16 protein-coding genes and 1 pseudogene are annotated in these 23073 nt (G+C 51.7%); 3 read left to right on the top strand and 14 right to left on the bottom strand.

All coding sequences use genetic code 11. The features are described from left to right. Window positions 1-204 precede the first annotated feature (204 nt). Window positions 205-2910 carry an HTH-type transcriptional regulator MalT gene (gene malT / locus WC5_RS13335; protein ID WP_000907056.1) on the top strand — a complete coding sequence of 902 codons (2706 nt, stop codon included), beginning with the start codon at window positions 205-207 and terminating at the stop codon, window positions 2908-2910. A gap of 42 nt (window positions 2911-2952) precedes the next feature. Here malT and rtcA read toward each other — a convergent pair whose 3' ends face one another. Then, the gene (rtcA, locus tag WC5_RS13340; protein WP_000827114.1) at window positions 2953-3969 is read right to left on the bottom strand and encodes an RNA 3'-terminal phosphate cyclase; all 1017 of its coding nucleotides are present in this window, start codon (window positions 3967-3969) and stop codon (window positions 2953-2955) included. Window positions 3970-3972: 3 nt separating this feature from the next. Beyond that, window positions 3973-5199 (bottom strand): RNA-splicing ligase RtcB, encoded by a 1227-nt coding sequence (gene rtcB / locus WC5_RS13345; RefSeq protein ID WP_001105476.1) that lies wholly within the window; start codon window positions 5197-5199, stop codon window positions 3973-3975. Window positions 5200-5387: 188 nt separating this feature from the next. Here rtcB and rtcR point away from each other — a divergent pair, with 188 nt between their 5' ends. Continuing rightward, entirely contained in the window at window positions 5388-6986 is a 1599-nt protein-coding gene (gene rtcR, locus WC5_RS13350) for a DNA-binding transcriptional regulator RtcR (protein ID WP_001232918.1), read from the top strand. Here the strand turns inward: rtcR and WC5_RS13355 are convergent. The 3 genes from WC5_RS13355 to glpE are packed head-to-tail and all read right to left on the bottom strand — an operon-like array spanning window position 6968 to window position 8944. Continuing rightward, window positions 6968-7726 carry a DeoR/GlpR family transcriptional regulator gene (locus WC5_RS13355; RefSeq protein WP_000815099.1) on the bottom strand — a complete coding sequence of 253 codons (759 nt, stop codon included), beginning with the start codon at window positions 7724-7726 and terminating at the stop codon, window positions 6968-6970. The two genes, rtcR and WC5_RS13355, sit on opposite strands and share 19 nt — an antisense overlap. A gap of 16 nt (window positions 7727-7742) precedes the next feature. Then, window positions 7743-8573, bottom strand: coding sequence for a rhomboid family intramembrane serine protease GlpG (glpG, locus tag WC5_RS13360; RefSeq protein WP_000928732.1), 831 nt, complete (start codon window positions 8571-8573; stop codon window positions 7743-7745). Window positions 8574-8617: 44 nt separating this feature from the next. Further along, on the bottom strand, window positions 8618-8944 hold the full coding sequence (gene glpE, locus WC5_RS13365) for a thiosulfate sulfurtransferase GlpE (protein WP_000371928.1): 327 nt from the start codon (window positions 8942-8944) through the stop codon (window positions 8618-8620). A gap of 189 nt (window positions 8945-9133) precedes the next feature. Here glpE and glpD point away from each other — a divergent pair, with 189 nt between their 5' ends. Further along, entirely contained in the window at window positions 9134-10639 is a 1506-nt protein-coding gene (gene glpD / locus WC5_RS13370) for a glycerol-3-phosphate dehydrogenase (RefSeq protein ID WP_000448163.1), read from the top strand. 51 nt (window positions 10640-10690) lie between these two features. Here the strand turns inward: glpD and WC5_RS13375 are convergent, their stop codons facing one another. From WC5_RS13375 to glgB, 9 genes and pseudogenes are all read right to left on the bottom strand, one after another. Next, window positions 10691-11296: a hypothetical protein gene (locus tag WC5_RS13375; RefSeq protein ID WP_000589365.1), complete on the bottom strand. Its 606-nt coding sequence runs from the start codon at window positions 11294-11296 to the stop codon at window positions 10691-10693. 2 nt (window positions 11297-11298) lie between these two features. Continuing rightward, the gene (locus WC5_RS13380) at window positions 11299-12075 is read right to left on the bottom strand and encodes a hypothetical protein (protein WP_001183167.1); all 777 of its coding nucleotides are present in this window, start codon (window positions 12073-12075) and stop codon (window positions 11299-11301) included. 2 nt (window positions 12076-12077) lie between these two features. After that, the gene (locus tag WC5_RS13385) at window positions 12078-12788 is read right to left on the bottom strand and encodes a YbbD family protein (protein WP_000424539.1); all 711 of its coding nucleotides are present in this window, start codon (window positions 12786-12788) and stop codon (window positions 12078-12080) included. Window positions 12789-12802: 14 nt separating this feature from the next. After that, window positions 12803-13378 (bottom strand): annotated as a pseudogene (locus tag WC5_RS13390) (PstS family phosphate ABC transporter substrate-binding protein); the annotation flags it as partial. 230 nt (window positions 13379-13608) lie between these two features. Then, window positions 13609-16056: a glycogen phosphorylase gene (gene glgP / locus WC5_RS13395; protein ID WP_000993436.1), complete on the bottom strand. Its 2448-nt coding sequence runs from the start codon at window positions 16054-16056 to the stop codon at window positions 13609-13611. A gap of 18 nt (window positions 16057-16074) precedes the next feature. Then, a complete protein-coding gene (gene glgA, locus WC5_RS13400; RefSeq protein ID WP_001197629.1) occupies window positions 16075-17508 on the bottom strand; it encodes a glycogen synthase GlgA in 1434 nt (477 codons plus the stop codon). Further along, window positions 17508-18803: a glucose-1-phosphate adenylyltransferase gene (glgC, locus tag WC5_RS13405; protein WP_000624234.1), complete on the bottom strand. Its 1296-nt coding sequence runs from the start codon at window positions 18801-18803 to the stop codon at window positions 17508-17510. The genes glgA and glgC overlap by 1 nt, the downstream gene beginning before the upstream one ends. A gap of 17 nt (window positions 18804-18820) precedes the next feature. Then, window positions 18821-20794 (bottom strand): glycogen debranching protein GlgX, encoded by a 1974-nt coding sequence (glgX, locus tag WC5_RS13410; RefSeq protein ID WP_000192584.1) that lies wholly within the window; start codon window positions 20792-20794, stop codon window positions 18821-18823. Then, window positions 20794-22977, bottom strand: a complete 2184-nt coding sequence (glgB, locus tag WC5_RS13415) for a 1,4-alpha-glucan branching enzyme (protein ID WP_000116223.1) — start codon at window positions 22975-22977, stop codon at window positions 20794-20796. Before glgB ends, glgX begins: the two co-directional genes overlap by 1 nt. Window positions 22978-23073: the final 96 nt, after the last annotated feature.

Raw genomic sequence — 23073 nt, 5'->3', positions numbered from 1 at the left:
TAAAATCCAGTATCCACGCTGCATTTGCCTTGTTTTAAGATGAAGTATTAATAAAGATTTGGAATTGTGACAGAGTGCAAATTCAGACACATAAAAAATCGTCATCGCTTGCATTGCACAGGTTTCTGACCGAACTTATAACTATTAATTACGAAGCGCAAAAAAAATAATATTTCCTCAATTTCCACAGTGAAGTGATTAACTATGCTGATTCCGTCAAAATTAAGTCGTCCGGTTCGACTCGACCATACTGTGGTTCGTGAGCGCCTGTTGGCTAAACTTTCCGGCGCGAACAACTTCAGGCTGGTGCTAATCACAAGTCCTGCGGGTTACGGGAAGACAACGCTCATATCCCAATGGGCGGCAGGAAAAAACGATTTGGGCTGGTACTCGCTTGATGAAGGCGATAACCAGCAAGAACGTTTCGCCAGCTATCTGATCGCCGCCGTGCAACAGGCAACCAGCGGGCACTGCGCCATCAGTGAAACAATGACGCAAAAACGGCAATATGCCAGTCTGACGTCACTGTTTGCCCAGCTTTTCATCGAACTGGCGGAATGGCATAGCCCACTTTACCTGGTGATCGACGATTACCATTTGATCACCAATCCGGTGATCCACGAATCAATGCGCTTCTTCATTCGCCATCAACCAGAAAATCTCACTCTGGTGGTGCTGTCACGCAACCTTCCGCAGTTGGGCATTGCCAATCTGCGCGTGCGTGACCAACTATTGGAAATTGGCAGCCAGCAACTGACATTTACCCATCAGGAAGCGAAGCAGTTTTTTGATTGCCGTCTGTCATCGCCGATTGAAGCCGCAGAAAGCAGTCGGATTTGCGATGACGTGTCCGGCTGGGCGACGGCGTTGCAGCTAATCGCGCTTTCAGCAAGGCAAAATACCCACTCGGCGCATAAATCAGCGCGTCGTCTGGCGGGCATCAATGCCAGTCATCTTTCTGATTATCTGGTCGATGAGGTGTTAGATAACGTTGATCTGACCACGCGTCATTTCCTGCTAAAAAGCGCCATTTTGCGCTCGATGAATGATGCGCTAATCACCCGCGTGACCGGCGAAGAAAACGGGCAAATGCGTCTTGAGGAGATTGAGCGTCAGGGGCTGTTTTTGCAACGGATGGATGATACTGGCGAGTGGTTCTGCTATCACCCGCTGTTTGGCAACTTCCTGCGCCAACGCTGCCAGTGGGAACTGGCGGCGGAACTGCCGGAAATCCACCGTGCCGCCGCAGAAAGCTGGATGGCGCAAGGTTTTCCCAGCGAAGCCATCCATCATGCGCTGGCGGCAGGCGACGCTTTGATGCTGCGCGATATTCTGCTGAATCACGCCTGGAGTTTGTTCAACCACAGCGAACTGTCGCTGCTGGAAGAGTCGCTTAAAGCCCTGCCGTGGGACAGCCTGCTGGAAAATCCACAACTGGTATTGTTGCAGGCCTGGTTGATGCAAAGTCAGCATCGCTACGGCGAAGTAAATACCCTGCTGGCACGAGCCGAACACGAGATCCAGGGTATCAGGGAAGGCACCATGCACGCAGAATTTAACGCTCTGCGCGCCCAGGTAGCCATTAACGACGGTAATCCGGAAGAAGCCGAACGACTGGCAAAACAGGCACTGGAAGAACTGCCTCCGGGCTGGTTCTACAGTCGCATTGTCGCGACCTCTGTACTTGGCGAAGTGTTGCACTGTAAAGGTGAACTAACCCGCTCGCTGGCACTTATGCAGCAAACCGAGCAAATGGCGCGCCAGCATGATGTCTGGCACTACGCCTTGTGGAGTTTAATCCAGCAAAGTGAAATTCTGTTTGCCCAGGGGTTCCTGCAAACTGCGTGGGAAACGCAGGAAAAAGCGTTCCAGTTGATTAACGAACAGCATCTGGAACAGTTGCCGATGCATGAGTTTCTGGTACGCATCCGTGCGCAACTGTTATGGGCATGGGCACGGCTGGATGAAGCCGAAGCCTCGGCGCGTAGCGGGATCGAAGTTTTATCTTCTTATCAGCCTCAGCAACAGCTTCAGTGCCTGGCAATGTTAATTCAATGCTCGCTGGCTCGTGGCGATCTGGATAACGCCCGCAGCCAACTTAACCGCCTGGAAAACCTGCTGGGGAATGGCAAATATCACAGCGACTGGATCTCTAACGCCAACAAAGTTCGCGTTATTTACTGGCAGATGACCGGCGACAAAGCCGCCGCTGCCAACTGGTTGCGTCACACGGCCAAACCGGAGTTTGCGAACAACCACTTCCTGCAAGGCCAATGGCGCAACATTGCCCGTGCACAAATTTTGCTGGGCGAGTTTGAGCCTGCGGAAATTGTCCTCGAAGAACTCAACGAAAATGCCCGCAGTCTGCGGTTAATGAGCGACCTGAACCGCAACCTGCTGTTGCTCAATCAGTTGTACTGGCAGGCCGGACGTAAAAGCGACGCTCAGCGCGTGCTGCTGGACGCATTAAAACTGGCGAATCGCACCGGATTTATCAGTCATTTTGTCATCGAAGGCGAAGCGATGGCGCAGCAGTTACGCCAGCTGATTCAGCTCAATACGCTGCCGGAACTGGAACAGCACCGCGCGCAGCGTATCCTGCGGGAAATCAATCAACATCACCGACACAAGTTCGCTCACTTTGACGAGAGCTTTGTCGAACGTCTGCTAAATCACCCGGAAGTGCCGGAACTGATCCGCACCAGCCCATTGACCCAACGCGAATGGCAGGTGCTGGGGCTGATTTACTCCGGTTACAGTAACGAACAAATTGCGGGCGAACTGGAAGTAGCAGCGACCACCATCAAAACGCATATCCGCAATCTGTATCAAAAACTCGGCGTTGCCCACCGTCAGGCTGCGGTACAGCACGCGCAGAAACTGCTGAAAATGATGGGATATGGGGTGTGAGTCTGGTCGGGTAACACACCTGATCCGACTTGCTTCTCTGCATCATTCAACGCTAACCCACGTTACGCCATCTGTTTCAGCCAGAATAAACCGCACTGGCAAGAAACGCTCCACCACCGCGATATTGGTCAGCAGATGGCATGAGGGATGAGCAACCGTAAACTCCCCCGCGCCTGCCAGCGCCATCGGCAACACTAACTGGTCTGCGAGATATTCCCCTACCGCAGCCGAACTTGCCAGGTAGCGTTTAACCTCTTTCACCAGTTGGGCGGCAACCACTTCGGCACTGACACGCTTTTCACCAACAGCAAAAAAACGCTCGGTGATGTGTTCGCTGACGACTTCAAGCGAAGCGGTATTTCCTGGCCCCTGCTCGCGCGGCAGACTTTGAATATTCCGCTCATTCAGGGAAAAGCTGGCAGCCAGTACGGACATCTCTCTTTCGCCAACATGATGAGGCACTCCAGCCAGTAACACTTCACTGCACAGTCGCACAATGTTGCCCCGCTCATTCAACGCTAATGCGTTAAGTGATGCCACAGGCGAGACTTCTGTTGTCACCACACCGCCGCCAGCAGGGTAAAAACCATGGCGCAACAGCGTTGTTTGCTGCTGAATCCCCATCCGCGCCAGCAACGGTTCCAGCACACGGCAGATAAAATCAGCGGGCGGTGCAGACGGGTTATCGGTGCCACCGCTGACTTCAACACGCGAAGACCCGTCAGCAAACCACAGCGCGGGCAATACCGTTTGCAGCACCAACATGCAGCTACCTGCGCTACCGATGGCGAAGCGGTAATCGCCGCCGCGCACGATGCCAGGCCGGAAGACCAGGCGCTGCGACCCCAACTCCGCGCCCTCCACCGTCGCTCCGCAAATTTCCGTCGCTGCCTTTACCGCCGTCAGATGTTGGCGCAACAGCCCAGGTTTCGCACGCCCGGCACGAATGCCGGTGATGGTAAATGGCTGGCCGGTTATCATCGACAGGCTCAGCGCCGAACGCAGGATCTGCCCGCCGCCTTCACCCTGTGCGCCATCCAGCGCAATCATCCTTTTCATTATTTATCCTTTTACACACACCACCTGACGCAGGGTGTAGATAACTTCCACCAGATCGCTTTGTGCCGCCATCACCGCATCAATATCTTTATACGCCATCGGGATTTCGTCGATCACTTCGGCATCTTTACGGCATTCCACATGAGCGGTGGCACGAATCTGATCTTCCACGCTAAACAGTTTTTTTGCTTTGGTACGGCTCATCACGCGTCCGGCACCGTGGCTGCATGAACAGAAAGATTCTTCATTTCCCAGCCCACGGACGATAAAGCTTTTCGCGCCCATCGAACCGGGAATAATTCCATATTGACCAGCACGCGCAGACACCGCGCCTTTACGCGTCACGTAGATCTCTTCACCAAAGTGCTGTTCTTTTTGCACATAGTTGTGGTGACAGTTGATCTCTTCCATCGCCAGCGTTTGTGGCTGTCTGACCGTTTTCTGCGTAATGCTCTGCAACGCCGTAACCACGTTTTCCATCATCGCATCGCGGTTAAGGCTGGCAAAAAGCTGCGCCCAGGCCACGGCTTTCAGGTAATCATCAAAGTATTCCGTGCCTTCCATAAAGTACGCCAGATCACGCGACGGCAACGTCTCAAGCGTTTCCTGCATCTCTTTTTGCGCCAGCTCGATAAAGTAAGTCCCGATGGCGTTACCAATTCCGCGTGAACCGGAGTGCAACATAATCCACACCTGGTCCGACTCATCAAGGCAGATTTCAATAAAGTGGTTACCCGTTCCCAGCGTTCCCAGGTGTTTATAGTTGTTAGTGTTAAGGAAACGCGGATATTTTTGCGTTAACCACTGATAACCGGCTTCAAGCTCAGCCCATTTCGCATCGACGTTAACAGGCGGGTTTTCCCATGCGCCTTTATCACGTTTACAACGCCCGGTAGTACGCCCGTGCGGCACGGCAGTTTCAATCGCCTGACGCAGTTCCGCCAGGTTTTCCGGCAGATCTGCCGCCGTTAACGCGGTACGCAGTGCGTTCATTCCACAACCGATATCCACGCCCACCGCTGCAGGAATAATCGCCCCTTTGGTCGGGATCACGCTACCAATGGTGGAACCTTTACCCAGGTGCACGTCAGGCATTACCGCAATATGTTTGAAAATAAACGGCATCTTCGCCGTATTAATAAGTTGCTGACGCGCATCGGCTTCTACCGGCACGCCTTTGGTCCACATTTTTACCGGGGCATTTTCAGTGGTCAGTAATTCGTAATTCATTTTGTTTTTCTCTTTTCGTTGTTTGCTGTCCTGATAATTGCAACCGTCGTGCCAAAAAATTAAATCAGCAAATTAAACTTATAATTAATTGTTTTTATTTAATTAAAGGCACAAAGTCCGTAAACGGAGATTTTCTATAAAGTCACTTACCCGATAATGAAATATCGTCTTTTATAAGGATATCTAAGATGCGTAAAACAGTGGCTTTTGGCTTTGTCGGAACCGTACTGGATTATGCCGGACGCGGCAGCCAACGCTGGTCAAAATGGCGCCCGACGCTCTGTTTATGTCAGCAAGAATCGTTGGTCATCGACCGGCTGGAATTGTTGCATGACGCCCGCTCACGCTCGCTGTTTGAAACGCTTAAACGCGATATCGCCAGCGTTTCGCCAGAAACAGAAGTCGTGGGCGTTGAGATTGAACTGCATAACCCGTGGGATTTCGAAGAGGTTTACGCCTGCCTGCATGATTTCGCCCGAGGTTACGCTTTTCAGCCAGAGTGCGAAGACTATTTAATTCACATCACCACTGGCACCCACGTCGCGCAAATTTGCTGGTTTCTGCTGGCGGAAGCTCGTTACCTGCCCGCCCGACTGGCGCAAACTTCACCACCACGCAAAAAAGAACAGCCCGATAGCCCAGGTGCAGTGACGATTATCGATCTCGATTTAAGCCGTTATAACGCCATCGCCAGCCGCTTTGCCGAGGAACGCCTGCAAACGCTCGATTTCCTCAAATCAGGCATCGCCACGCGTAACCCCCACTTCAACCGCATGATTGAGCAGATCGAAAAAGTGGCGATTAAATCCCGCGCACCGATCCTGCTTAACGGCCCGACTGGTGCGGGTAAGTCATTTCTGGCGCGACGCATTTTCGAATTAAAACAGGCGCGACATCAGTTTAGCGGCGCGTTTGTGGAAGTGAACTGCGCCACTCTGCGCGGTGATACCGCGATGTCGGCGCTGTTTGGTCATGTGAAAGGCGCATTTACCGGGGCGCGGGAATCGCGGGAAGGTTTATTACGCAGCGCCAACGGCGGCATGTTATTTCTCGATGAGATAGGCGAACTGGGCGCAGATGAACAGGCGATGTTGCTGAAAGCCATTGAAGAGAAAACCTTTTACCCGTTTGGCAGCGATCGCCAGGTAAACAGCGATTTTCAGCTTATCGCCGGAACGGTGCGCGATTTGCGCCAGTTAGTTACCGAAGGCAAATTTCGCGAAGATCTGTACGCGCGGATCAATCTCTGGACCTTCACCCTGCCGGGACTGCGCCAGCGTCAGGAGGATATCGAGCCTAATCTGGATTATGAAGTGGAGCGCCACGCCTCGCTGACCGGAGACCGTGTGCGTTTTAACACTGAAGCGCGGCGTGCCTGGCTGGCCTTTGCAACATCTCCCCAGGCGACATGGCGCGGTAACTTTCGCGAACTTTCTGCCAGCGTCACGCGGATGGCCACCTTTGCCACTAGCGGACGCATCACTCTGGACGTGGTTGAAGATGAGATAAACCGTCTGCGCTATAACTGGCAGGAGAGCCGCCCCTCCGCGCTTACGACTTTGCTGGGCGCAGAGGCAGAAAACATCGATCTCTTCGACCGTATGCAACTGGAACACGTTATCGCTATCTGCCGCCAGGCAAAGTCGCTTTCCGCAGCCGGACGCCAGCTTTTTGACGTTTCGCGCCAGGGCAAAGCCAGCGTCAATGACGCGGATCGGCTACGCAAATACCTGGCGCGTTTTGATCTGACGTGGGAAGCCGTGCAGGATCAGCACAGCTCCAGTTGAATATGGTGGTCCGTCAGCACCTGCATTACGCTTACTGGCGGCGGGGCGTCGGTGTAGACGGCATCTACCATGCTGATGCTGCCCATATTAACCATCGCGTTACGGCCAAATTTTGAGTGATCAACAACCAGCATAACGTGGCGCGAGTTCTCAATAATGGCGCGTTTGGTACGAACTTCGTGGTAATCGAACTCCAGCAGCGAGCCGTCGCTGTCAATGCCGCTGATCCCCAGAATGCCGAAATCAAGGCGGAACTGGGAGATAAAATCGAGCGTCGCTTCGCCAATGATCCCGCCATCGCGGCTGCGTAATTCGCCACCGGCGAGGATAATACGGAAATCCTCTTTCACCATCAGCGTGTTAGCGACGTTAAGGTTGTTGGTGACAATGCGCAAATTGCTGTGATTGAGCAGCGCGTGAGCCACCGCTTCCGGCGTGGTGCCGATATCGATAAAAAGCGTCGAGCCGTTAGGGATTTGCTCCGCCACTTTGCGGGCAATACGCTCTTTTTCTTCGGTCTGGGTGGCCTTACGATCGTGCCACGGCGTGTTAACCGAACTGGAAGGCAGCGCCGCGCCGCCATGATGGCGCAGGATCAGATTCTGCTCCGCCAGTTCATTGAGATCGCGGCGAATAGTTTGCGGGCTGACGGAGAAATGCTCTACCAGCTCTTCGGTACTGACATAACCCTGCTGTTTAACCAGTTCGATAATACCGTTGTGACGTTGTGTTTGTTTCATTTATAAATCCCTGGAATCATTTTCGTTTTCGCGCATTGAGCGAATCAACAAAAGCCATCGCTAACCCCACGGCTAACCCGGCGATGTGTGCTCCGTTCGCCATCGACATCCCAAACAAATCAAACCATCCGGCGACAATCCAGATCAGCGCAAAGATAATTAACCCACGTTGCAGGTAAATGCCACTTTGCGGATCGCGCTCGCCGCGTAGCCAGACATAGCCCATCAGCGCATACACCACGCCAGAAAGCCCGCCAAACCACGGCCCGCTGAATTTTTGCTGCACATAGCCGCTTAACAGGGCGCTAATGAGAGTAATGACAATTAGCTTACCGCTACCGAGACGTTTTTCTACCGCACCGCCGAGATACCACCACCAGAGCAGGTTAAAAAGGATATGCATCAACGAGAAGTGCATCAACGCATGGGTGAAGTAACGCCACAGCTCAAATTTCAGTGTTGGATCGAATGGCCAGGCCAGCCATAACATCACTTCTTGATCGCCGATAATTTGCATGGCGATAAACACCACCACGCAGGCGATCATCATCACCCAGGTCACCGGCCCCGCGCGTTCACGCAAGGTGGCAAAGAAAGGAAAACGGCGATAATGCAGACCACTATCGGTATGGCCTGACTGCCAGCTGGCGGCGAGATAACGCGGATCTGCCGGGTTTTCGAGAAAACGCGCCAGCTCCGCCCGCACGCGTTCGGCCTGGGATTCATCCGCCAGCCAGACATCGCTTTGGTTATGTTGTTGAATCGTGAGGATAACACCCTGCGTCGCCATGTAATCAACAAACGCCTGCGCCACGCGGGGGTTAGCAAAAGAGGTAATCATCAACATCGTTGCTGTCGCTTATTCCACACAAAAGGGGACAGTATAAAGCGTTACGCGCCGTACGCCACCTCTGCGGGAAACTGACGCTGCCAGGCTTCAAAGCCGCCGTCAATGCTATAGACCACATCGTAGCCCTGTTGCAGCAGATACTGCGCCGCGCCTTTGCTGCTATTGCCGTGATAACACATCACCATCACCGGAGTGTCAAAGTCGTTATCACGCATAAACGCGCCAAGCGTGTCGTTAGTTAAATGGAAAGCCTGCACCGCATGCCCCATTGCGAAACTCTGTGGATCGCGAATATCGACCAGCACCGCCTCTTTTTCCTGCAACTTCTGGTGCGCGTCGGCAACGTTAATACATTCGAACTGATCCATGCGTCTCTCTTTCTTTACAAACAAGTGGGCAAATTTACCGCACAGTTTACGTCGAAGCGGCAGATAAACGCCATAATGTTATACATATCACTCTAAAATGTTTTTTCAATGTTACCCAAAGCGCGATTCTTTGCTAATATGTTCGATAACGAACATTTATGAGCTTTAACGAAAGTGAATGAGGGCAGCATGGAAACCAAAGATCTGATTGTGATAGGTGGCGGCATCAATGGTGCTGGTATCGCGGCAGACGCCGCTGGACGCGGTTTATCCGTGCTGATGCTGGAGGCGCAGGATCTCGCTTGTGCGACCTCTTCCGCCAGTTCAAAACTCATTCACGGTGGCCTGCGCTACCTTGAGCACTATGAATTCCGCCTGGTCAGCGAGGCGCTGGCTGAACGTGAAGTGCTACTGAAAATGGCCCCGCATATCGCCTTCCCGATGCGTTTTCGCCTGCCGCATCGTCCGCATCTGCGCCCGGCGTGGATGATTCGGATTGGTCTGTTTATGTACGATCATCTGGGTAAACGCACCAGCCTGCCGGGATCTACCGGTTTGCGTTTTGGCGCAAACTCAGTGTTAAAACCGGAAATTAAGCGCGGATTCGAATATTCCGACTGTTGGGTAGACGACGCCCGTCTAGTACTCGCCAACGCCCAGATGGTGGTGCGTAAAGGCGGCGAAGTGCTTACCCGGACTCGCGCCACCTCTGCTCGCCGCGAAAACGGCCTGTGGATTGTGGAAGCGGAAGATATCGATACCGGTAAAAAATATACCTGGCAGGCGCGCGGCCTGGTTAACGCCACTGGCCCGTGGGTGAAACAATTTTTCGACGACGGGATGCATCTGCCTTCGCCTTATGGCATTCGCCTGATCAAAGGCAGCCATATTGTCGTGCCGCGCGTGCATACCCAGAAACAAGCCTACATTCTGCAAAACGAAGATAAACGTATTGTCTTTGTGATCCCGTGGATGGATGAGTTTTCCATCATCGGCACCACCGATGTGGAATACAAAGGCGATCCAAAAGCAGTGAAGATTGAAGAGAGTGAAATCAATTACCTGCTGAAAGTGTATAACACGCACTTTAAAAAGCAGTTAAGCCGTGACGATATCGTCTGGACCTACTCCGGTGTGCGCCCGCTTTGTGATGATGAATCCGACTCGCCGCAGGCTATTACTCGTGATTACACCCTTGATATCCACGATGAAAATGGCAAAGCGCCGCTGCTGTCGGTATTTGGCGGCAAGCTGACGACCTATCGTAAACTGGCGGAACATGCGCTGGAAAAACTAACGCCGTATTATCAGGGGATTGGCCCGGCATGGACGAAAGAGAGCGTGTTACCGGGTGGAGCCATTGAAGGCGATCGCGACGATTATGCCGCCCGCCTGCGCCGCCGCTATCCATTCATTACGGAATCGCTGGCACGTCATTACGCACGCACTTACGGCAGCAACAGCGAGCTGCTGCTCGGCAATGCGGAGGCGATAAGCGATCTTGGGGAAGATTTCGGCCATGAGTTCTACGAAGCGGAGCTGAAATATCTGGTAGACCACGAATGGGTACGCCGCGCCGACGATGCCCTGTGGCGTCGCACAAAACAAGGCATGTGGCTGAATGCGCAGCAACAGTCTCGTGTGAGTCAGTGGCTGGTAGAGTATACGCAGCAGAAATTGTCGCTGGCATCGTAAGGATGATGCCCGGTTGAAGTGCAACCGGGCTATTTGGATTCCTTAGACTATTTATTGTAAATAATTGAATAACGGCCCCTGAGCTAAAATCGCCAAACTTAAGCACGTTACCCACTCACCCCATTTCTGCCTCTGGCTTCTATTTTTGCTACGCCAATGGCAATAATATCCCAATGCAAAACCAACCTGTGCACTAATCGGGCCGACAAAATCAGTCCACGGCTGCGGCCAAAAAGGGGAAAAATTCAGGGGAAGCCAGACAAACGTCAGAAAGAAATTTCGGATATTTTCCAGCAACGCTGATTTCTCTGGAGAAATATAAAGAATGAAATTCGAGAGAATTAACCAGAAATAGACCGGAGAAAAGACCAGCCAGCAATGCAGTCTGTTTTTTAATTCAGGAGGCGTTCTGCGGGAGAATTGCCAACCGATGCCCCACATTACACTGAAAAAAAATGCATATTCAACCATTAACTCAAGTTGTAATTCCTGAAGAGAAATACGCACAACCAGGAGCGGAAAGGAGAATGTTATTTCTGCCAGAAAAGTTAACGTGAATATAAGTACGGCTAAGACAATAACCGTCGGCCATACCAATACTGGCACGATAACAAAACCGAGAATTACAGGGGGAATATAAAGCCGGAATTTAATCATTTTTATTTTCCTGGTGATTCGGATGATGCGTCATACATCGCGCATAAACACTCATCAATCATCCAGTCGTCTTCCCAGATCTGATACTGTGTGCCCTGTTCGGGCTGCTTAAGCGGGTTCTCAATCGCCTGCCGCGCGCGTTCTTTCAGGATGGATTGATTGTTGAAGGCCCAGGCATTGATTTGGGCAGTAATGGCTTTATCGTCATCATCCTGCTCAAAACGACTATTCTGAATATTCTCTTCCCTGTTATGCCACAGCAAACATGCCATCGATACTGTGGGTTGGTAACCGGGTACAGAGATGACGGCATCAAGCAATGGCGAAAGAGCGATATCGGCACGGGAAAACATTTCCAGCATATACTGTAATTCGACAGCCTCATCGCCAGATACCCAATCAGCCATATACTGGCAGGCAAATCGCTGCAATATTGCCCGTTCATCCTCACGCCAGTTTTCTTTACTGGCAAGGTTGATACGCCGTAGAGAAAATACTTCGTGAATATTGTCAAATTGCCTCTGCGCAACAAACTCCAGTAAACGAGGAAGAAAATAACGAACCTCATCGCTGTTTTGCGGATCGGGTCCTGGACTACTATTCCAGGCATTGATTAAGGAATACGGGATCGCTCGTAACGATGTATTCCGTAATGCCTTTTGTTCCTGCTGACTCAGGCAATATTCACAACAAACCACAAATTGCTGCGGCACCGGATAACGACGAAAAATATGATAAACCTGCTCAATTAATGCCTGCATGGCGGGACTGGGTTGCATAATTACCCCCTCTTCCGCTGGTCGCGTGTAAACGGTTGATAAACAAAACGAGCATTCGCCGCATTCAGGCGAATAATGGAACTACGAGAGAGGGAAAAGCTGGGCCGAATGCAATAATTACAATCCCGACAGCTTTCCTCTGTGCAATTTTCCACTGAGTAATGACGCGCGTAGAGTTTCAGTTCAGCCTGCTTATCCCGAAAACCGCGTAAGCTGTTATCGGTATAGAATTTCCATGCTTCTTTAAACACCTGAAAGATATAAACATCCTCAATCCAGTAGTCACATTTTTTAAGCGGGCGCTTTGCTATGATCACCCGCTCATCCGGGTTGAGCATTGCCGTAAAATGAACGGTGAAGTCATTTGTCGTATTCAGGTCACATTGAACATCTGGTACATCACTGATATAGGGGTCAAATCCAAAATCAGCACCACAGGCACAAAGACGACCGATCGTGGCGGTATCGAGGGAAAATCCCGGCCATACATTGCTGGAGGTTAAGCCAATATTTAATGTGACATTATATCGAAGCAATCCCTCAAGACCGTCAGCACCGACGAATTTTTCCCCTTCATCCAGGACCTGATTAATGAGTTGCTGGACAATGCCTTCATCCCAGTATGCCGATTTGCAGTTGGCAATCGTAATATCCACGCCTGTGAAAGGATCATTACCAGCGAGGCTTGCAAATAATGTATTAACTAATTCCATTTTTATTACCCGCCTTAATGCAACGTTTTATACATCGGCACATAACCCACGTCTTCTACCAAACTCTGCCCCTGCGGCGTTAAAAACCATTCAACCAGTTTTTGTGTTTCTGACGTCATATTTTCCCGCGTTACCATAAAGGCATCGACGATATACGGATATTTGCCATTGCGAATGTTTTCCGCAGTCGGTGCAATACCGTTAATCGCTAACAATTTGATATTCGTATCGGCATTCATTTGTGTTGCGTAATAGCGGAAGGTATAACCTATTGCGTTGTTTGTATTACGGTATTCGGCAACGACTTTAATCATTCCCTCCATCACACTTGCCACTTCGGTTTCCTGCGGCGAGATCATACGGACATTTTTCATGACCTGTAATTGCATCACCGTCTGACTGCCAGAGTCTTCCGGGCGTTGCCAGGTCTGGATCTCCTGATCGTTACCGCCAACAGTACGCCAGTTGGTAATTGCGCCACTAAAAATGTCTCGCACTTGTTGTTCAGTCAGGGAATTGACTGGATTATCAGCATTGACGATAAAAACAAATGCTTCGCGGGCAAAGGGGGCGTATATCAAAGTGACGCCCGGCACCCAGCATGGCAATAACCGCTGCCAAAAATTGCGCCAGTATGGGAATACCGAAAAAAGTCATTACCAGCGAGGTCAAAATCCATTTTCTGTTTTGCATCATTCTGTCCATTCTTTCTGAATGGCGAAATTATACTCCTCCAGTATCCTCGCCCCCGCTGGACACTTTTCCGAAATAAAGGCGAAAAAAAACGGGACCTTTTGGCCCCGTTCTATTTTTGGCGAAATTACAATCTCACCGGATCAATATGCCAGATAAGATCGGCGTACTCTTTGATAGTCCGGTCAGAAGAGAAATAGCCCATATTTGCGATGTTCAGCATCGCTTTGGCTGTCCACTCTTCTGGACGCTCGTACAGTTCGTCAACTTTATCCTGACAATCGACATAGCTGCGATAATCCGCCAGCACCTGGTAGTGATCGCCAAAGTTGATCAGCGAATCAACCAGATCGCGGTAGCGACCCGGCTCTTCCGGACTAAACACACCGCTGCCGATTTGCGTCAGCACCTGATGCAGCTCTTCATCTTTCTCGTAGTATTCACGCGGTTTGTAGCCCTGACGACGCAGCTCTTCCACTTCTTCCGCAGTGTTACCAAAGATAAAGATATTGTCCGCACCGACATGATCCAGCATCTCGACATTCGCACCGTCCAGCGTACCGATAGTCAGTGCGCCGTTAAGTGCAAACTTCATGTTGCTGGTGCCGGAGGCTTCCGTACCCGCCAGCGATATTTGTTCGGAAAGATCGGCTGCCGGAATGATCAGCTGCGCCAGGCTGACGCTGTAGTTCGGGATAAACACCACTTTCAGCTTATCGCCAATCTGTGGATCGTTGTTGATCACTTTCGCTACGTCATTGATCAAATGGATAATGTGCTTCGCCATGTAATAGGCCGAAGCCGCCTTACCGCCAAAGATATTCACTCGTGGAACCCACTTCGCATCTGGATCGGCCTTGATGCGGTTATAGCGGGTGATCACGTGCAACACATTCATCAATTGACGTTTGTATTCGTGAATACGTTTGATTTGCACATCAAACAGCGCCTTCGGATTCACCACCACATTCAATTGTTGGGCGATGTACTCCGCCAGACGCTTTTTGTTCTCCAGTTTCGCCTGATGAACAGCATGATTGACCATCGGAAAATCACAATGCTGTTGCAACTCGTTTAATTGACTCAGATCGGTACGCCAGTTACGACCGAGGTGTTGATCCAGCACGCCTGAAAGCGACGGATTCGCCACCGCCAGCCAGCGACGCGGGGTCACACCGTTGGTAACGTTGGTGAAACGTCCAGGGAAGATCTTCGCAAAGTCAGCAAACAGCGATTGCACCATCAGATTAGAGTGCAACTCCGATACGCCGTTAACTTTGTGGCTGACCACAACAGCCAGCCAGGCCATGCGCACACGACGCCCATTCGATTCATCAATGATCGACGCCCGTCCCAGCAGGTCGGTATCGTTCGGATACTGCTCCTGCAAGGTTTTCAGGAAATAGTCGTTGATTTCAAAGATAATCTGCAAATGGCGCGGCAGAATTTTACCCAGCATATCGACCGGCCAGGTTTCCAGCGCCTCGCTCATCAGCGTGTGGTTGGTGTAGGAGAAGACCTCGCAGCACACTTCAAAAGCGTCGTCCCAGCTAAATTTGTGCTCATCGATCAGCAGACGCATCAGCTCAGGAATCGACAGCACCGGATGGGTGTCGTTGAGGTGAATCGCGATTTTATCCGCCAGATTATCGTAGGTTTTATGCAACTGATAATGGCGACTTAAAATGTCCTGAATGGTCGAAGATACCAGGAAGTATTCCTGACGCAAACGCAGTTCACGTCCGGAATAGGTGGAGTCATCCGGGTACAGCACGCGGGATACGTTCTCAGAGTGGTTTTTATCTTCCACTGCCGCGAAGTAGTCACCCTGGTTAAATTTACCAAGATTAATTTCGCTACTGGCTTGTGCACTCCACAGACGCAAAGTGTTGGTCGCGTCAGTATCATAACCTGGGATGATTTGGTCGTAAGCCACGGCCAGAATTTCTTCGGTTTCAATCCAGCGCGTTTTCTTACCTTCTTGCTGAATACGTCCGCCAAAACGCACTTTGTAGCGCGTATTGTGGCGTTTAAATTCCCACGGATTGCCGTACTCCAGCCAGTAGTCCGGAGACTCTTTCTGACTGCCGTTAACGATGTTCTGTTTGAACATACCGTAGTCATAACGGATGCCGTAACCACGCCCTGGCAATCCTAAAGTCGCCAGCGAATCCAGGAAGCAGGCCGCCAGACGCCCCAGGCCACCATTACCGAGACCTGGGTCATTTTCTTCATCAATCAACTCTTCGAGATTTAATCCCATCGACTCCAGCGCACCCTGGACATCGTCATAAATACCTAACGACAGCATGGCGTTGGAGAGAGTACGGCCAATCAAAAATTCCATCGACAGGTAGTAAACCTGGCGAGTTTCTTGCGACAGCTGAGCACGATTCGAGCGTAACCAGCGCTCCACGAGACGATCGCGCACAGCAAATAACGTTGCGTTCAGCCATTCATGTTTATTGGCGACGACCGGATCCTTTCCAATCGTAAACATCAGCTTGTAAGCGATAGAGTGCTTAAGAGCTTCTACGCTTAGCGTGGGCGATGAATATGTAAACGGAGCATTCATATAGGCGTTTCCTGAAAACTATTTCAAGCGATAGTAAAGCTCACGGTACGACTTCGCCGCGACCTGCCAGCTAAAATCCATTGCCATAGCCTGACGTTGCACAAACCGCCACAGTGAAGGGCGAGACCACAGAACAAAAGCGCGTCGAATAGCCCGTAACAGCGACCAGGCATTACTATCTTCAAAGACAAACCCACTGGCGACGCCATCTGCAAGGTTCTCAAGAGAACAGTCAGAAACCGTATCAGCAAGCCCACCGGTACGCCGCACCAGTGGCAGCGTGCCGTACTTCAATCCATAAAGTTGCGTTAAGCCGCACGGTTCAAAACGACTGGGAACCAGAATGACGTCCGCGCCGCCCATAATGCGATGCGAAAATGCTTCGTGATAACCAATCTGTACACCAACCTTGCCGGGATGCTCCGCCGCTGCAGCAAGAAAACCTTCCTGCAATACCGGATCGCCCGCACCGAGCAGTGCCAGTTGTCCGCCCTGTTCCAGAAGACCCGGTAAGGCTTCCAGCACCAAATCCAGTCCTTTCTGGCTGGTCAGACGGCTCACCACTGCAAAAAGCGGCACTTTATCGTCAACCTTAAGCCCCATTGCGATTTGCAACTGGCGCTTATTCTCCGCTTTATCCTCCAATGAATCGCGGGTGTAACGCGAGGCTAAAAGTAAGTCCGTCTCTGGACTCCATATTTTCTCGTCCACGCCGTTCAGTACGCCGGAAAGTCGCCCTTCACGATGACGCTGCTGGAGTAAACCTTCCATACCGTAGGCAAACTGTGGTTCAGTAATCTCACGAGCGTAGGTCGGACTAACCGCTGTAATGTGATCGGCGTAATACAATCCGGCCTTCAGGAAAGAGATTTGCCCGTTGAATTCCAGCCCGTGAACATTAAAGAATGACCATGGCAATTGGATGTCATTCATATGATGTGCATAAAACATGCCTTGATAGGCCAGGTTGTGCACAGTAAACACCGACTTCGCCGGACGCCCGTGTGCCGCCAGATACGCAGGCGCAAGACCCGCATGCCAGTCGTGCGCGTGCACAACATCGGGGCGCCAGAATGGGTCAAGGCCGCTTGCCATCTCCGCTCCAACCCACCCGAGCAGTGCAAAACGCAATACGTTGTCGGTGTAAGCAAATAAGTTGGTATCGTGATACGGGCTTCCGGGACGATCGTAGAGATGCGGTGCATCAATCAGGTAAATGCCAACCCCGTTGTAATGCCCAAACAGCAGCGTGAAATGTCCGGCGAAGGTATCGCGGCGAGATACCACCTTCGCATCGGTCACGCCACGGCGAATATCGGGAAATGCAGGCAACAGTACGCGAGCGTCAACGCCGTCTGCGATTTGTGCTGCGGGTAATGCCCCAATAACATCAGCCAGACCGCCGGTTTTAAGCAGCGGGAACATCTCTGAACATACATGTAAAACCTGCATTATCGCTCCTGTTTATACCCTAACTTCCGTAGCATTTCGCGCGTAACCAGCACAATGCCTTCTTCTGAACGATAGAAACGACGTGCATCCTCTTCTGCATCCTCACCAATCACCATTCCTTCCGGAATGACACAAGCGCGGTCAATGACGCAGCGACGCAGACGGCACGAGCGACCTACCCATACTTCCGGCAGCAATACGGCGGAATCAATGTTGCAGAATGAATTCACGCGAACGCGTGAGAACAGAACGGACTGCACCACCACCGAACCAGAGATCACACAACCGCCGGAAACCAGTGAGTTAAGGGTCATCCCATGGCTACCGGAGCGATCCTGAACGAATTTCGCTGGCGGCAATGATTCATTGTAGGTGCGAATCGGCCAGTTGCGATCGTACATATCCAGTTCCGGCACGACAGAAGCCAGATCCAGGTTCGCTTTCCAGTAAGCCTCCAGTGTCCCAACATCACGCCAGTACGGCTCGGCGTCCGGGTCGGACTGTACACAAGAGAGCGGGAATGGATGCGCATAGGCGAGGCCTGCTTCGGTAATTTTTGGAATCAAATCCTTACCAAAGTCGTGGCTGGAGTTTTCATCACGATCGTCTTCTTCCAGCAATTCATACAGGTACTCTGCATCAAAGACGTAGATCCCCATACTCGCTAAAGATTTGCTCGGATCGTTTGGCATTGACGGCGGGTTAGCCGGTTTTTCAACAAATTCGATAATTTTATCGTTTCCATCAACCGCCATAACACCAAATGCAGAGGCTTCTTCAATCGGTACAGGCATACAAGCAACGGTGCAACGTGCGCCTTTTTCGACGTGGTCGATAAGCATACGCGAGTAGTCTTGCTTGTAGATATGGTCACCCGCCAGGATCACTACGTACTCCGCTTTATAACGGCGAATAATGTCGAGGTTTTGGGTAACGGCATCTGCCGTACCGCGATACCAGTTCTCCCCTTTCATTCTCTGCTGCGCTGGCAGCAGATCGACAAACTCGTTCATTTCTTCATTGAAGAACGACCAGCCGCGCTGAATATGCTGTACCAGAGTGTGAGACTGGTACTGGGTGATCACGCCCATACGACGGATCCCGGAGTTGATACAGTTGGACAGTGCAAAGTCGATAATACGGAACTTGCCGCCGAAGTGTACGGCAGGCTTTGCTCGTTTATTGGTTAAATCCTTCAGGCGAGTACCGCGTCCCCCCGCCAGAATCAGGGCAACAGACTTCAATGGCAGCTGGCGCGCCAACATTAAGTGATCGTTCTTCTCTAAACTAATCATGACTAACTCCTTTTTTATCATCTCTGGAACACACACAGTCCGTGTGCAGGTCCCGGCCAGACAGCCGTAATCACTGGGTTATCCTCTCCAGCGAATGGGGGAATGGCACGCCACTCCCCAGCAGGTAAAACAATCTCTGTTACCTCAAGCGTGGCGTTTATTGCGATCAAGAAACGATCCGAAAGCAAAATTTGCAGCTGCTTTGGCCCGTTCTGCCACTCATCCGAGCTTAAAGATTGAGCATATCGATTCAGCCAACGGACATTGCCGTCGCCTTCTTCCCACCAGCGATCCTCTGCCAAAGCAGGAATGCGCTTGCGCAGATGGATTAACGCGGCGGTAAACGCGGTTAAGCCACTGCTTGCTTGCGACCAGTCCAACCACGTTAGTTGGTTATCCTGACAGTAAGCATTGTTATTGCCATGCTGGCTGTGACCGTGTTCGTCACCGGCCAGTAACATCGGCGTACCCTGGGAGAGCAACAACGTTGTTAACAGGGCGTGAATGCTGTCGCGCCGCCGTTCAACCAGATCAAGAGTACCGCCTAACCCTTCTTTACCATGATTGTTACTGTAATTGTTGTTGGTTCCGTCGCGATTTTCTTCTCCGTTTGCTTCATTGTGTTTATGGTTAAAACAAACGCAGTCGCGAAGCGTAAAACCGTCATGCGCCGTGACCAGATTAATCGCAGCACTCGGCAGACGGCCATTACGTTTAAAAACATCACTGGAAGCGGCAAAGCGTCCGGCAAACTCCCCCAGCGACAGGTTATAGTGCAGCCAGAAGCGCCGGGCAGCATCGCGGAAATGATCGTTCCACTCGGCAAACAGCGGCGGGAAATTCCCCACCTGATAGCCACCGGGCGCGATATCCCACGGTTCGGCAATCAGCTTCACTTGCGAAAGTACCGGGCAATTCTGAATAGCCGTAAACAGAGGCGCATCCTGACGAAACTCCGGCGTTCGCCCCATGACTGTAGCGAGATCGAAGCGGAAGCCATCAACATGACAAGTTTCCACCCAATAGCGTAGACAGGCGCTGGCGTACTCCACCACAGCTGGATGGCTCAAATTGAGCGTATTGCCGCAACCGGTCCAGTTGTGATAATCGCCGTCTTCTCTTATCCAATAATAGCTACGGTTATCGATCCCGCGTAGGGAGAATAACGGGCCGTCGAGATCCAGTTCCGCACTGTGGTTGAGAACGATGTCGAGAATGACCTCAATGCCCGCTTTGTGCAGGGCTTTGACTGCATCGCGGAACTCATCCAACGCCGTGTCGGGCGAGCATGCATACGCCGGATGCAGTGCAAACAGCGCCACCGGGTTGTAACCCCAGTAGTTACTCAACCCCATACGTTGCAAGCGTGGCTCACTGGCAAATTGCGCGATCGGCAGCAGTTCCAGTGCGGTAATGCCCAACTGTTTTAAATAGTTGATCATCACCGGATGCCCCAGGGCTTTATAGGTTCCACGGATCTCGACCGGGATCTCCGGGTGCAAGTAGGTTAAGCCTTTGACATGGGCTTCATAAATGATGGTACTGCCCCACGACGTACGCGGCGGGGCATCATCTTCCCAGTCATAGTGATCCACGACCACTACGCATTTCGGCGCAATAGCAGCGTTGTCGCGATAGTCAGGATCACTATGCCCGGCGTGCAGCAGCGGGTTATCTTTAAATTCCCCGACAATTTGCCGCGCGCAAGGATCAATCAACAACTTCGCCGGGTTAAAGCGATGCCCCATGGCGGGTTGCCATGGGCCATGAACGCGGTAACCATAACGCAAACCCGGGCGCGCATCCGGCAGATAACCGTGCCAGATGTCACCACTTCGTCCTGGCAAATCATACCGATGTTCGATGCCCTGAGCGTCAAACACACACAGCTCTACCCGTTCGGCATGAGCGGAGAAGAGCGTGAAGTTAACGCCCTGACCGTCGTAATGCGCGCCAAGAGGAGCGGGATTGCCAATGGCAAGTTGTGTCATTATCCCTCCCGAACCAGCCAGATAGTGGCCAGCGGCGGTAGCGTAAGGCTTAATGAATGCTGGCGACCGTGGCTGGCGATCTCATCACTGTGTACCGCGCCGCCATTACCGGTATTGCTACCGTGATAGTGCATGGAATCAGTATTGAGGATTTCACGCCATTTACCCGGCTGATTAATGCCAAAGCGATAATCATGGCGCGGCACCGGCGTAAAGTTACTGGCAACGATAATTTCATTACCCTCTTTATCACGGCGAACAAAAATCAGCACCGAACGTTCATGGTCATCCACCACCAGCCATTCAAAGCCATACGCGTCAAAATCCAGCTCGTGCAATGCTTTGTGATAGCGATAAGTGTGGTTCAGATCGCGCACCAGACGCTGGACACCGTGGTGCCAGTTGTCGCCGCCTTCCAGCAGGTGCCAGTCAAGGCTGGCGTCGTGGTTCCACTCGCGCCCTTGAGCAAATTCATTACCCATGAACAGCAGTTTTTTGCCCGGAAACGCCCACATCCAGGCATAGTAGGCTCGCAGATTGGCAAACTTCTGCCATGCATCGCCCGGCATTCTGTCGAGAATCGATTTTTTGCCGTGCACCACTTCGTCGTGCGACAACGGCAGGACGAAGTTTTCAGTGTAGTTGTAGAGCATCCCGAAGGTGAGTTTATCGTGATGGTATTGACGATAAACCGGGTCGAGCTTCATGTAGTCCAGGGTGTCGTGCATCCAGCCGAGGTTCCACTTGTACCAGAAGCCGAGGCCGCCGATATCCTGCGGACGAGAAACGCCAGGGAAGTCGGTAGACTCCTCCGCCATTGTTACCGCGCCAGGAACTTGCTCACCGATAATACGGTTGGTATTGCGTAAAAATTCAATCGCTTCCAGATTCTCGCGCCCACCAAACTCGTTGGGGATCCACTCGCCCTCTTTACGGCTGTAGTCGCGATAAATCATCGAAGCCACCGCATCGACACGCAGCGCATCAATACCAAAACGTTCAATCCAGTACAGCGCGTTGCCGACGAGGAAATTACTGACTTCACGACGCCCATAGTTGTAAATCAGGGTATTCCAGTCCTGATGGTAGCCTTCACGGGGATCGCTGTGTTCATACAGATTTGTTCCGTCAAATTCGGCAAGCGCAAAGTCATCAGTCGGGAAGTGCCCCGGCACCCAGTCAAGAATGACGTTCAAACCGGCTGCATGTGCGGCATCAATGAAATAGCGGAAGTCATCGCGAGTACCAAAACGGCGAGTTGGCGCGTACAGACCCGTCGGTTGATAGCCCCAGCTACCATCGAATGGATGTTCGTTAATTGGCAGCAGTTCGAGATGGGTAAAGCCCATCCATTTAGCGTAAGGCACCAGTTGATCAGCCAGCTCGCGGTAGCTTAACCAGAAGTTGTTGTCGGTGTGACGACGCCAGGAACCCAGGTGAACTTCATAGATAGAGATTGGCGCATCAAACTGATTCGCTTTTTTGCGCTCTTCGGTCTGCACGACCTTTTCAGGCAGTCCGCAAATAAGGGAAGCGGTTTCCGGACGCATCTGTGCTTCAAAGGCATAAGGATCAGACTTCAAACGCAGATTGCCATTGGCATCAATCATTTCGTATTTATAGAGCTGACCGTTATGCGCGCCAGGGATAAACAGTTCCCAGATGCCGCTCTCTTTACGCAGGCGCATCGGATGACGACGACCATCCCAGTAGTTGAATTGCCCAACAACCGAGACTCGGCGGGCATTGGGTGCCCAGACAGAAAAACGCGTGCCGGTAACGCCATCCATGGTATCTGCGTGTGCGCCTAAGGTTTCGTACGGGCGCAGGTGAGTACCTTCAGATAACAGCCAGGCATCCATTTCCTGGATTAAAGGGCCAAAACGGTAAGGGTCATCAATCAGATTCTGCTGACCATGCCAGACAACAGCCAACTGATAGCGGAAAAAATTCTTACGTCGTGGAATGACGCCGCTGAAGAATCCACGAGAGTCGAGACACTCCAGTTTAGCGACTTTGCGTCCGGTTTTTGGTTCAATCACCCACACATCGGTGGCGTCAGGTAAAAGGGCGCGGACTTCCAGTCCTGCTGTAGTTTTATGCATTCCCAGTACGGAAAATGGGTCTGCAAAATGGCCTGCAATTAGCGCGTTTATCACGTCTCTATCGATACGAACGGACATGCTTGTCTTCCTGTTTTATTGTGTCACCCCATCCAACTGATTTTTGACATCTGGTTGTGACATTTTTTTGACCTGAACGGCGCAGCACTCTGTGCA

This window comes from Escherichia sp. KTE114 (assembly GCF_000407765.1).
Classification (GTDB): domain Bacteria; phylum Pseudomonadota; class Gammaproteobacteria; order Enterobacterales; family Enterobacteriaceae; genus Escherichia; species Escherichia ruysiae.
This window is presented reverse-complemented; position numbering and strand designations above follow the sequence as displayed.